General features: G+C 67.0%; 10 protein-coding genes and 1 tRNA gene. 4 read left to right on the plus strand and 7 right to left on the minus strand.

What is annotated here, in order from left to right; genetic code table 11:
• Nucleotides 1-361 precede the first annotated feature (361 nt).
• Complete coding sequence (msrB, locus tag Q1V87_RS05785; protein ID WP_292709114.1) at nt 362-766, plus strand: peptide-methionine (R)-S-oxide reductase MsrB; 405 nt, start codon at nt 362-364, stop codon at nt 764-766.
• Between the two features lie 13 nt (nt 767-779).
• Here msrB and Q1V87_RS05790 read toward each other — a convergent pair whose 3' ends face one another.
• The 4 genes from Q1V87_RS05790 to ppk2 all read right to left on the minus strand — a co-directional run bounded on the left by Q1V87_RS05790 (nt 780) and on the right by ppk2 (nt 4,013).
• Entirely contained in the window at nt 780-1,736 is a 957-nt protein-coding gene (locus Q1V87_RS05790; RefSeq protein WP_300591237.1) for a DMT family transporter, read from the minus strand.
• 118 nt (nt 1,737-1,854) lie between these two features.
• A tRNA-Thr gene (locus Q1V87_RS05795) sits at nt 1,855-1,930 on the minus strand.
• A gap of 40 nt (nt 1,931-1,970) precedes the next feature.
• Nucleotides 1,971-2,921 (minus strand): thioredoxin domain-containing protein, encoded by a 951-nt coding sequence (locus tag Q1V87_RS05800; RefSeq protein ID WP_292709118.1) that lies wholly within the window; start codon nt 2,919-2,921, stop codon nt 1,971-1,973.
• 183 nt (nt 2,922-3,104) lie between these two features.
• Nucleotides 3,105-4,013, minus strand: a complete 909-nt coding sequence (gene ppk2 / locus Q1V87_RS05805; protein WP_300591238.1) for a polyphosphate kinase 2 — start codon at nt 4,011-4,013, stop codon at nt 3,105-3,107.
• Nucleotides 4,014-4,167: 154 nt separating this feature from the next.
• On the opposite strand from ppk2, the gene Q1V87_RS05810 reads away from it, so the two are divergent.
• The 3 genes from Q1V87_RS05810 to Q1V87_RS05820 all read left to right on the plus strand — a co-directional run bounded on the left by Q1V87_RS05810 (nt 4,168) and on the right by Q1V87_RS05820 (nt 7,678).
• Nucleotides 4,168-5,016: an NAD(P)-dependent oxidoreductase gene (locus Q1V87_RS05810; protein WP_300591240.1), complete on the plus strand. Its 849-nt coding sequence runs from the start codon at nt 4,168-4,170 to the stop codon at nt 5,014-5,016.
• Nucleotides 5,017-5,181: 165 nt separating this feature from the next.
• Nucleotides 5,182-6,285 carry a sn-glycerol-3-phosphate ABC transporter ATP-binding protein UgpC gene (gene ugpC / locus Q1V87_RS05815; protein WP_292709123.1) on the plus strand — a complete coding sequence of 368 codons (1,104 nt, stop codon included), beginning with the start codon at nt 5,182-5,184 and terminating at the stop codon, nt 6,283-6,285.
• 79 nt (nt 6,286-6,364) lie between these two features.
• Nucleotides 6,365-7,678 (plus strand): DUF4032 domain-containing protein, encoded by a 1,314-nt coding sequence (locus Q1V87_RS05820; RefSeq protein WP_292709125.1) that lies wholly within the window; start codon nt 6,365-6,367, stop codon nt 7,676-7,678.
• 11 nt (nt 7,679-7,689) lie between these two features.
• Here Q1V87_RS05820 and Q1V87_RS05825 read toward each other — a convergent pair whose 3' ends face one another.
• From Q1V87_RS05825 to Q1V87_RS05835, 3 genes are all read right to left on the minus strand, one after another.
• Nucleotides 7,690-8,328 (minus strand): NAD(P)-dependent oxidoreductase, encoded by a 639-nt coding sequence (locus tag Q1V87_RS05825; protein ID WP_300591241.1) that lies wholly within the window; start codon nt 8,326-8,328, stop codon nt 7,690-7,692.
• A 110-nt stretch (nt 8,329-8,438) separates the two neighbouring features.
• Entirely contained in the window at nt 8,439-9,752 is a 1,314-nt protein-coding gene (locus Q1V87_RS05830) for a dihydrolipoamide acetyltransferase family protein (protein ID WP_300591242.1), read from the minus strand.
• Nucleotides 9,749-11,467, minus strand: a 1,719-nt coding sequence (locus Q1V87_RS05835) for a thiamine pyrophosphate-dependent enzyme (RefSeq protein WP_300591243.1), incomplete at its 5' end; no start/stop codon positions are given. The genes Q1V87_RS05830 and Q1V87_RS05835, both read right to left, overlap by 4 nt.

Here is an 11,467-nt window from a genome sequence, read left to right on the forward strand (position 1 = left end):
GCCGCTGCATATCGGGATCAGCTGCCACGCCCGTGGCCCATTCCTCATACAGAGCGGAGCGGCCCGGCGCCTCGTCGGTCGCGAAGCGGCGGTAGCGCTCCGCGACGCTGCTCGCTTCGGCATCCAGGGATGACACCATGCCCCCATTGTGGAACACCCCCGCACTCGTCCCGGCGCCGTATCCCCGGTCGCAACGGCGAACGACACGCACGACACGCCGGCAGCGGCTGCCACGAGCCGGGGTGTCGCACGGATGCTGCGCCGTTGCGACCGACGCTGGCGCGCCGGATTCACGGCCAATCTGCGACGTCGAGCGGAACAGTCCGTCGCCACTTCGTGTTGACTTGGGCAAGGAGGAACAATGTCCTATCGCACCGAGAAGTCCGAGTCCGAGTGGCGCGCAGAGCTCAGCGCCGATCAGTACGCGGTGTTGCGCGAAGCAGCAACCGAGCGTCCCTGGACCGGTGAGCTGCTCGACGAGAGCCGCGCCGGCCTGTACGCCTGCGCCGCCTGCGGCAACGAACTGTTCAAGAGCGGTACGAAGTTCGACTCGCACTGCGGTTGGCCGAGCTTCTACGAATCGGTTCGCCCCGAAGCTGTCGAACTCATCGAAGACCGCACCCACGGCATGGTGCGCACCGAAGTGCGGTGTGCGCAGTGCGGCTCCCACCTCGGGCACGTCTTCCCCGACGGGTTCGGGACGCCCACCGGCGACCGCTACTGCATGAACTCGATTGCGCTGACCTTCACGCCCGAAGAGTCCTGACGGCCCGCCGGCCTCACGCTCGCGCCCCGGGCCGCGCGTGAGGCCACGGCACGACCACGATGGCAACCGATACGACGGCGACGAGAGCCACCAACACCTCGTGTCCCAGGCCGGGGCTCGCCGGCGCCGGCCAGATCGCATCCAGAACAAGAGCCGTCGCGAGCTGCCCGACCACCGAGCCGAGCACGAGCAACAGGACGCCCGTCCGGCGCACAAGAGCAGCAGATAGCAGGATGTAGCCGACTCCCAGCGCTCCGCCCGTGTAGGGCCACGGATCGCTCGGCCACCGCTCAGGCAACCCGACGACCGCAACGTGAACGGCAGCGATCAGCACGAGTGCGATCGTTCCGCCGACGAAGTTGACCGCCGTCGCAGCTATCGCTGAGCCGGTCGCGCCGCGAAGCCGACCGTTCGTGGCCTGCTGCCAGGCAACGCCGCCCCCGGCGAGGAACGGCAAGAGCAGCATCCACCAGGGAACGCCGGTGAGGTTTCCGCCGGTCACCGATATCCCCACGGCGAGAAGGGCGACGGCGCCGCCGACGACGCGCCGAATCGTGACCGGCACCACGCCGGACGGACCGTAACCGATGCGGTCGATCACGACGCCGAAGACGATCTGACCTGCCACGAATCCGACCGTGAACAGGGACACACCGATGATGCCCGCGGTGATGCTCTGGCTGGACACTGTGAAGGCTCCCGCAAGGCCGCCCGCCAGCATCCACCACCGGATGCCGCCACCGCGGATGCCATCACGCAGCGCGCGGAGCCCGCGGCGGCCCGCGGGCGTGAGTGCGGCGATGACGGCGATGAGCACGAGGCCGGAACCGAACGAGAACGCCGCTGCGAGAGTGCTGTCGTCAATGCGGTGACCGAGTTGCCCGTTCGCCCGAACCTGGAGCGCAGTGAGAGCACCGACGAGGCCAGTACCGAGGAGCCCGAGGGCCGTCGCTGCTCTGCCGGACGTCACCGGTTCATTCTGCCGGACATGGTGACGTGGACCCGACGACGGGACGTGAACCCGTAACCGCCCGATGACAACGTCCGGTCGGCATCCGAGTACGGCGCCCGCTAGACGGAGAAGAGTGTGGAGCCGACGACGGGACTTGAACCCGTAACCGCCCGATTACAAGTCGGGTGCGCTACCAATTGCGCCACGTCGGCAGAGCGCCCAGTCTATCGGGGCGCCGAGGTGCTCCCCGTCTCAGGGGGTGGGCGTCGGTGTCGGCGACGGGGTCTGGTAGTACGCGTCGGAATCGATCGTCAGCACGAACTGGGCAAACTCTTTCGGGTTGTCGAGCGCACCCACGTAGACGGATCCGTTGACGAGCACGAGCGGTGTGCCGGTGAGCTGCACGCCGTCGGTGTCGGGGATCGCCTCGACCGCTCGTTCCGTTGCCTTCTTGGCCCACGAAAGGAAGTCGCCGTTTTCGATGCACGCCCGCACGACCTTGGGGCTTGAAACACCGGATGCCTGCGCAATGTCGGCAAGTTCGGTGTCGGAGTATCCGTCCGCGTCGACATCCGGCTGCTGCTCGAGCAACGCATTGTTGAACTTGAAGAACGCTTCGGGGGCGTGGGTGGCAACGCACGCGGACGCCGCCGCGGCGCGCAGTGAGTACTTCGTGCCGTTGGACTTCGCTGTGAGCATCGCCACCGGGTAGTAGGTCAGGCTGACCGCGCCCTCGTTGACCCACGTCGACAGCTGCGCCGCGTTGGCAAGCTGGAACTCGGCTGAGCCGGTCGAGAGGTAGTCGACGTAAACCCGGATCTCGATCTCGGGAGCCTCGGTGGCGACTGGGGTCGGCTCGGGCGTCGCAGTGGTTGTCGCGCCGGCCTCAGTGGAGGTGCTGTCATTGACGCCCTCCTGCGCGACGACCAGGCCACCGACGTCGGTCACGGCGAATCCGTCGGCCTTGGCGGCCGCGGGGCTGAGCGCGCTCGTCGATGTGGTCGATGTCACCGCCCAGGTAACTGAGACGGCGATGACGGCGACGACAGCGACGATTCCCACGCCGATGATCCCGGCACGGATGCGGCGCGCTCGCGTCTGCTTCGCGTGAACCAGCTGCGCTTTCTCGCGGACCGCCTCGCGACGGTCGCGAGCCTCGGGCGCCGTAGGCTGCTCGCCGCTGGGCGTCTGATCGCTCGACATGAAACCTCTTCACACAACAGGGGTCGGGCCGTACCCGACAGGGGGCCGTGCTGACGGCCGGGGGGTGCCGCTCAGGTGACGACCACCGCCCACGATGCTAGCCAGAGAGCCTGGGAAAAGCCCAGACATGACGCCCGCTCCGGTGTGATTTTCCCGGGAAGCTGCGCGGTTCGGACGCAGCGACTACTCGTCGGCATCTTCCTGTTTACCGCGCATCACCAGCAACGGGTCGGGCGTTCCCACGACCTCGAGATCCTTGTCGTCGTAGTCGAACTGCCCGAGGAAGAACTTCATCGCGTTGACCCGAGCGCGCTTCTTGTCGTTGGAGCGGATGATCGTCCAGGGCGCGTACTTCTTGTCAGTACGGCGGAACATCTCCTCCTTCGCGACCGTGTACTCGGTCCACTTGTCCAGCGAGGCGATGTCCATGGGCGATAACTTCCAGCGGCGCACCGGGTCGAGTTGACGCAGCGCGAACCGCGTGCGCTGCTCGGTGCGCGAGACCGAGAACCAGAACTTCGTCAGATGGATGCCGGATTCCACCAGCATCCGTTCGAACGAGGGAGTCTGCTCCATGAACGTCTCGTACTCGGCATCCGAGCAGAACCCCATGACCCGCTCGACACCGGCTCGGTTGTACCAAGACCTGTCGAACATGACGATCTCGCCGGATGTCGGGAAGTGCTGGATGTAGCGCTGGTAGTACCACTGTCCCTGCTCGCGATCGCTGGGCTTGGCCAGCGCCACGACCCGCGCAGATCGGGGGTTGAGGTGCTCGGTGAACCGTTTGATCGTGCCGCCCTTGCCTGCGGCATCCCGCCCCTCGAACAGGATGATGGCCCGGCCACCGGTGTCTTCGAGCCAGTACTGGAACTTCAGCAGTTCGACCTGCAGACGATACTTCTCGAGTTCGTACTCCTCGCGGGTCATCCGGTCCGCATACGGATACCCCTCCTGCCACGTGTAGACCGGATTGCCCTGGGGGTCGATCAGGTCTGGGTCGGGGGTGTGCCCGTCGCGCACGGTGTAGCCGTTCTTGCGCAAGTACTCGATGTAGGCCCGCATATCGCCGGCGGGGACGTTCTCGAACATGGCAGCCTCCGACGGCGCGGTTCGCATCGTCCGCGCCGTGTTCGCATTCTCACCCACGAGAGGGCGAAGCACGAGCCGTGGCGCCACGTCGGGGTGAACATCAGGTGACGATCGCACCCGCCGCCCCCGCGATCGGCCGTGTAAGGCTGGGGTCATGAGAATCGTGGTGACCGGCTCGACCGGAAAGCTCGGAAGTGTCGTTGTTCGAGAACTGAGCGCGGCGGGGCACGAGGTGATCGGCTTCGACATCTCGGGCCGCCCCCAGCCGGGCTTCCTGCAGGTCGACCTCACCGATTACGGGCAGGTGATCGACGCCCTCGCGGGCCTCGGCGATCGCGACGAGCGGGGGCTGGATGCCGTCGTTCACCTCGCCGCTATCCCGGCACCCGGCATCCGTTCGGAGGTCGCGGTCTTCCACAACAACATGGCGGCGACGTTCAACGTCTTCTGGGCCAGCGTCAGGCTCGGCATCCGACGCCTCGTCTACGCCTCCAGCGAGACCGTTCTGGGCCTGCCCTTCGACGTGCCGCCGCCGTACGTTCCGGTCGACGAGGAGTACGAGCCGCGCCCCGAGAGCGTGTATTCGCTCGTGAAGACCCTCGAAGAGCGGATGGCCCGGGAGCTCGTGCGGTGGCATCCGGATCTGTCGATCACGGCGCTGCGGTTCTCGAACGTTATGGTTCCGGAGGATTACGCCGCCTTCCCCGGCTTCGACGAAGACGCACGGGCCCGCAAATGGAATCTGTGGGGCTACATCGATGCGCGCGACGGGTCGCAGGCCATCGCGCGTGCACTCACGGTCGCACCCGTCGGGTTCGAGCAGTACATCATCGCCGCGGCCGACACCGTGATGTCGCGTCCGAACGCTGAGCTTCTGGCCGAGGTCTTCCCCGATGTGCCGGTCGCCCGCGAGGTCGGCCCGAACGAGACACTGCTGTCGATCGAGAAGGCCAGACGGATGCTGGGCTACGCGCCACAGCACTCCTGGCGCGACGGCCACTGAGCCCCTGGCGCGACGGTCACTGACGGCGGGGCCCGCTCAGTGGCCGCTCCCAGGTGGGAGTGGCATACTGAGCGATGCGCCCGATGACGGGCGTGCGGGCCAAGCCCCCGCTCATCCTCACAACGGATCGTCCGGCACGTACCTGCCGGTGAAGGAGAAGAAGAAATGGCGTCAGTCACCTTTGACAACGCAACCCGCCTCTACCCTGGCGGAACCCGCCCGGCAGTCGACAAGCTCAACCTCGAAGTGGGCGACGGCGAGTTCCTCGTTCTGGTCGGCCCCTCGGGTTGCGGTAAGTCCACCTCGCTGCGCATGCTCGCCGGCCTCGAAGAGGTCAACTCGGGCCACATCCGCATCGGCGAGCGCGACGTCACCGACGTTCCGCCGAAGGACCGCGACATCGCGATGGTGTTCCAGAACTACGCGCTGTACCCCCACATGACGGTCGCCGAGAACATGGGCTTCGCCCTGAAGATCGCCGGCGTCAACAAGGATGAGCGCGCCTCGCGCGTTCTCGAGGCAGCCAAGCTCCTCGACCTCGAGCAGTACCTCGACCGTAAGCCCAAGGCCCTCTCGGGTGGTCAGCGTCAGCGTGTCGCCATGGGCCGCGCCATCGTGCGTCAGCCGCAGGTATTCCTCATGGACGAGCCGCTGTCGAACCTCGACGCGAAGCTGCGTGTGCAGACCCGTACGCAGATCGCGTCGCTGCAGCGACGCCTCGGCGTCACGACCGTCTACGTGACCCACGACCAGACCGAGGCCCTCACGATGGGTGACCGGATCGCGGTCCTCAAGGACGGCATCCTGCAGCAGGTCGGCAGCCCGCGTGACCTGTACGAGGCCCCGAAGAACGTGTTCGTCGCCGGCTTCATCGGCTCCCCCGCCATGAACCTCTTCCCGGTCGACGTCGTCGAGGGCGGTGTCAACTTCGGCACACACCTGGTCCCTGTCGAGCGCGATGTGCTCGCCAAGGCCACCGGTAAGGAGCTGACGATCGGCGTCCGCCCCGAGGACATCGACGTGTCCCCTGCCGATGGCAAGGGCCTCTCGGTGGTCGTGGACCTCGTGGAAGAGCTCGGCGCCGACGGCTACCTGTATGGCCACTCGGAGATCGACGGCAAGCGGACGGACATCGTCGCTCGCGTCGACGGCCGTAACCACCCGAACGCGGGCGAGACCGTCGTGTTGGCGCCGATTCTCGACCACGTTCACCTGTTCGACATCGAGTCGGGCGAGCGCTTGTCCGAGAAGGCCGTCGCCTCGGCCTGATCACCACTACCTCGTGACGGCGCGGATGTCTCAGACGTCCGCGCCGTCACGCACGTAAGCCCCGGATGCGGAGAAACGGATGTCGTCCACGCAGCTCTCGATCACCGCGAGCACCGTCGACCCTGGCCTTCTGACCCTGCCGTGGTCGGTGCCGCTCGTGGAGTGGCCGTCCGAGACGATCGTGTCGCTCCCGAAGGGCATCTCACGACACACCGTGCGGTTTGCGAGTCTGTCGGGCCGCGTGGTGGCCATCAAGGAGACCACCGAGGAGATGGCGCGGCGTGAATATGACATGCTCGGCAACCTCGACCGGCTGGATGCGCCGTGCGTCGACCGTGTTGCCGTGATCGCCGGGCGCCGTGACGAGAACGGCGAACCGTTGCCGGCTGCCCTGGTGACCTCTCATCTGAAGTTCTCCCTCCCCTACCGGGCGCTGTTCACGCAGGTCCTGCGACCGACAACGGCAACCCGCCTCGTCGACGCCCTCGCGGTGCTCCTGGTCCGCCTCCACAACGTCGGATTCTTCTGGGGCGACGTGTCGCTGTCGAACACACTCTTCCGCCGCGATGCTGGAGCCTTCGCGGCGTACCTCGTTGATGCCGAGACCGGTGAGCTGCACGAGAGCGGGCTCACGGCAGGGCAGCGCGAGCATGACCTTGACGTGGCGCGCACCAACATCGCCGGCGAGATCATGGATCTGGAGGCCGGGGGGCGTCTTGAGGGCGGGGTGGATGCCGTTGAGATCGCCGACGGCATCATGAGCGCTTACCGGTCGCTGTGGCGCGAGCTCACCGAGATCGAGACGTTCGAAGCGCGCGAAGCCTGGCGCATCACCGAGCGCGTCGAACGACTCAACGAGCTCGGCTTCGATATCGGCGAGATGTCGATGCAGACGACAGCCGACGGTACCCGAGTGTCCATCCAGCCGAAGGTCGTGGATGCCGGACACCACCAGCGTCGCCTCATCCGTCTCACCGGGCTCGACGTCGAGGAGAACCAGGCTCGGCGACTGCTCAACGACCTCGACGAGTTCCAGGCGCGCGGCTCACGCGCGGGCGATGACGAAGAGATGGTCGCCCACGAGTGGCTCACCCGGGTCTTCGAGCCCGTCATCCGGGCAATCCCCTTCGACCTGCGCTCCAAGCTCGAACCGGCTGAGGTGTACCACCAGTTCCTCGAGCACCGGTGGTACATGTCGCAGGCCCGCGGGCAGTCGGTCCCCGTTGCCGAGGCCGTCACCAGCTACATCGACGATGTGCTGAGATTCCGCCGCGACGAAGCAACGGTGATGGGCCCGCCCACCGACACCCTCGCCATCCCGATCGTGACGGATGCCATCCCGATCAGTTCCAGCCCGTCAACCGGTCCGACCGACTGGCGCGACCTGGTCTGAGATGCGTCGGCTCAGTAGCCGACGGTGAAGCGGCCGCGCACGTGCTGCGGGTTCTCGATCTCATCGAGCACCGCGACGGCGAGGTCGGCTCCCGAGATGAAGGATTCGCCGTCGGCATCCGTGACGATGACGTCACCGCCGGTGCGGTAGGTCCCCGTGCGCTCCCCCGGGTTCCACGCGCCGAAGCCACCGGCCGGGTGGATGAAGAACCAGTCACGACCAGAGGTGTCGGCCTGCAGATCCTCCAGGATGTCGATGGCCTCCTGCGCTTCGGGTTTGAACTCTTCGGGGAAGCCGCTGTCGATCACACGCGGCCCACCGGGAGCGACGAGGCTCCCGCCTGCACCACCGATGATGCCGATGCGCACGTCGCCGGGGAGCACCGACAGCAACTGCTGGATCGCAGGGCGCACCTTGCCGAGCATGTCTCCGCGACCGGGGATCGCGCCTACGATGACATCGACGCCTGCGAGCTCCGCAACAAGACCCGGGATATCGAGCAGGGTCCCCTCGATGTACGTGGCACCGTGGACCCGCTCTGCCGGCGCGACCCGCGCGACGGAAACAACAGTGTGACCGCGATCAACCGCTTCCTTCACGATGTGTGAACCGGCGTAGCCGGTTCCTCCGAGTACTGCGATGCGGGCCATGGTGATCCTTCCGTCGATGGAGCGGCAGAGGGCCGCCCGGGGAACCAACCCCGGGCACTGCTCGCCGTACTCCATCTTCGCGCGGATGCAAGTCCCGCGCGAAGCAGCACTCAGATGAGGATCGAGACCGGGTTCTCGATCCGGCGCTGGAAAGCGGCAAGCCATTGCGCCGCCAGAGCACCGTCGAGCACCCGGTGATCGGCCGAGAGCGTCACGGTCATCATCGTGGCGACCTCGATGGTGTCATCAGCACCCACGACCGGCCGTTTCTCCGCCACACCGACAGCGAGGATGCCTGCCTGGGGTGGGTTCAGGATCGCGGAGAACTCGCTGATCCCGTACATCCCGAGGTTCGACACCGAGAACGAGCCGCCCTCGAGTTCGTGCTGCTTGATCCGCCCGGCACGGGCACGGTCGGCGAGGTCACGGACCGTGGCGCTCAGTTCGCTCAGCGGCATCCGATCGACTCCGCGCACGACGGGTGTGAGAAGACCCCCGTCGACCGATACTGCTACCGCGATGTCCACCGAAGAGAACCGCCGCGTCGCATCGGGTGTCCAGATCGCGTTGGCTTCGGGGACCTCGCGCAGCGCAGCGGCGACAGCTTTCACGACCAGATCGTTGACCGACACCTTGCCGACGTCTGCCGCGTTGATCTGGCGACGCAGCTCGAGCAGCGCGTCCACCCGGCAGTGCGCGACGAGGTAGAAGTGCGGCACCGTCGTCTTGCTTTCTGTCAGTCGACGCGCGATGGCGCGCCGCATACCGGTGTGGGGGATGTCGGTGGACGGCGTGTCTGTGGATGTCGCCACAGGCGCCGCTGCAGGTTCAGCGGCCTCGGAGACGGCGGGGGCGCCGTCGAGGTCGCGCCGCACAATGCGTCCGTTGGGCCCCGTACCCTCGATCGTGGCGAGGTCGATCTCTCGCTCGCGTGCGAGGCGCCGAACGAGGGGCGTTGCGAAGATCCGGGCTCGCGACGGTCCGGCATCCGCTGATCTCTCGCCCGGCTCCACGTCGACGGATGCCTCCCCTCTCGCGTCCGCGACAGCCTGTGCCGCATCGACGGAGCGTGCCTGCTGCGGCGGCGCGGCCTCGGGCGTCGTTTCGTCGGGCGCTCCGTCGACCGGCCGTGACCGCGCGTTCAAGGCTCCCGCGGCAGCGATCGCCTCATCTGCCGATTCACCGGGCGCCCCGAGAACCGCGATCGACGAACCAACACTCGTGGACTCGCCCTCGGCGATGAGAAGAGCGGCAACGACGCCGGCTTCCTCGGCCTCGTATTCGACGACGGCCTTCTCGGTCTCGATCTCGGCGATGGGCTGCCCCTTGGCTACCTCATCGCCGACGGCGACCAGCCACGTTTGCACGGCGGCGACTCCTGTACCGGTGGCGATCTCGGGCATGCGGATGATCGTCGCCATCATCGGCCTCCCCACGCGGCACGGACCCGGTCGAGCCCGGCGATGACCTCCTCGGTCCGCGCGATGGCGGCGCGCTCGAGCACCCGGGAGATGCTGGGGCTCGCTTCGCCTCCCGTCACTCGCTCGACGGGCTGGTCGAGCCAGTCGAACAAGCGGCGCTGGATCTCGTCGGCAAGCCACGCACCGTAGGAGGTGCCGCGAGCGCCCTGTTCGACGATGAGGACGGCGTTCGTCTTGCGCACACTCTCTTCGATGGTCGTCCAGTCCAGCGAGGCTCGGTCGAGCCATCGTAGGTCGATGACCTCCGCGTCGATGCCGGTCTGCTCGACGGCCTCGAGCGTGTGCCCGACCATCGAGAGGTAGCTGAGGATCGTGACGTCCGACCCTTCGCGGCGCACCGCAGCATGACCGGGGGGCAGAATGCCGTCGAGCTCACCCTCGGGCACGGCGGATGCTGTGTTGTACAGATCGACGTGTTCGATCACGAGCACCGGGTCATCCAGCGCGAGCGCCGCGTTCACGAGACCGACGTAGTCCGCCGCGGTCGAGGGCGCAACGATCCGCCATCCGGGTGCGGTCGCGAACAGACCAGCCGGATCCATCAGGTGTTGCGAGCCGTATCCCGACCCCATCGCGACCTTGGTTCGCAACACGAGCGGAACAGGGTTGTCCCCGCCGAACATGTGCCGCGCCTTGCCGACCTGATTGAAGACCTGGTCAGCCGCCACCCACATGAAGTCGGGATACATGAACTCCACGACCGGTCGGAACCGCCCGTCCAGCGCCAGTCCACCAGCGAGCCCGAAGAAGCCGTTCTCACTGATCGGTGTACCCACGACCCGATCCGGGAATCGATCCGCCAATCCCTTCGTCGCGCCGTTCGTCCCGCCCTTGAGTCGGTGGACATCCTCGCCGAGCACCACGATCCGCTCATCGGTTTCCATCCGTCGGGCCATGACCTCCGCAACGGCGTCGACGAACGTGATCTCGCGTGTCGCCGGCGCGTCGAGGATGGGCAGATCCGCCAACTCACTGGCATCCCCGCGGATGCCGACATCGACGAAACTCGGATCCGGCCACAGCTCGGGGCGGATGCGGCGCCGCCCCTCCCGCTCGGGGTCCGCCTCGACGAGCACAGCGACCGCTGCATCCATCGCCGCCCGCGACCGGGCGCGCAGCTGCGTCACGTCGTCGTCGGTGATCTGACCGAGCTTCTGCATCTCGGCAGCGACCCGGGTCAGCGGATCGCGATCACGCCACTGCGCTTCCTCCTGCTTGGTGCGGTAGCCGAACGCGCTCCCCGGGTAGGGCCCGTTCTGATGGAAGTAGCGATAGACCTCGGCCTCGATGATGGTGGCGCCCCCGCCGGCGCGCATGGTCTCGGCAGCCTCGACTATCGCGAGGTGGACCGCGAGCGGGTCCATTCCGTCGACCCGCCAACCGGGGATGGAGAAGCCCTGCCCCCGCACCGAGAGTCGCGTGTCAGCGGTGATCTCGTCCACGTGCGTCGACACCGCGTACATGTTGTTCTCGATGAAGAAGCAGACCGGCAGCTTCCACGCAGAGCCGAGGTTCATCGATTCGAGCACGGAGCCGATCTGGCTCGCGCCGTCGCCGAAGTAGTTCACGGTCAGATCGGTCGTACCGGCGTGCTTCTGGGCCCATGCGTTGCCCGTGGCCATCGGTGCGCCTCCGCCCACGATCGCGTTGGTACCGAG

Source organism: Microbacterium sp., assembly GCF_030149085.1.
Classification (GTDB): domain Bacteria; phylum Actinomycetota; class Actinomycetes; order Actinomycetales; family Microbacteriaceae; genus Microbacterium.

Coding starts and splice junctions, on each gene's coding strand:
- msrB (WP_292709114.1), top strand. CDS start 362: ATGTCCTATCGCACCGAGAAGTCCGAGTCCGAGTGGCGCGCAGAGCTC.
- Q1V87_RS05800 (WP_292709118.1), bottom strand. CDS start 2,921: ATGTCGAGCGATCAGACGCCCAGCGGCGAGCAGCCTACGGCGCCCGAG.
- ppk2 (WP_300591238.1), bottom strand. CDS start 4,013: ATGTTCGAGAACGTCCCCGCCGGCGATATGCGGGCCTACATCGAGTAC.
- Q1V87_RS05810 (WP_300591240.1), top strand. CDS start 4,168: ATGAGAATCGTGGTGACCGGCTCGACCGGAAAGCTCGGAAGTGTCGTT.
- ugpC (WP_292709123.1), top strand. CDS start 5,182: ATGGCGTCAGTCACCTTTGACAACGCAACCCGCCTCTACCCTGGCGGA.
- Q1V87_RS05820 (WP_292709125.1), top strand. CDS start 6,365: ATGTCGTCCACGCAGCTCTCGATCACCGCGAGCACCGTCGACCCTGGC.
- Q1V87_RS05825 (WP_300591241.1), bottom strand. CDS start 8,328: ATGGCCCGCATCGCAGTACTCGGAGGAACCGGCTACGCCGGTTCACAC.
- Q1V87_RS05830 (WP_300591242.1), bottom strand. CDS start 9,752: ATGATGGCGACGATCATCCGCATGCCCGAGATCGCCACCGGTACAGGA.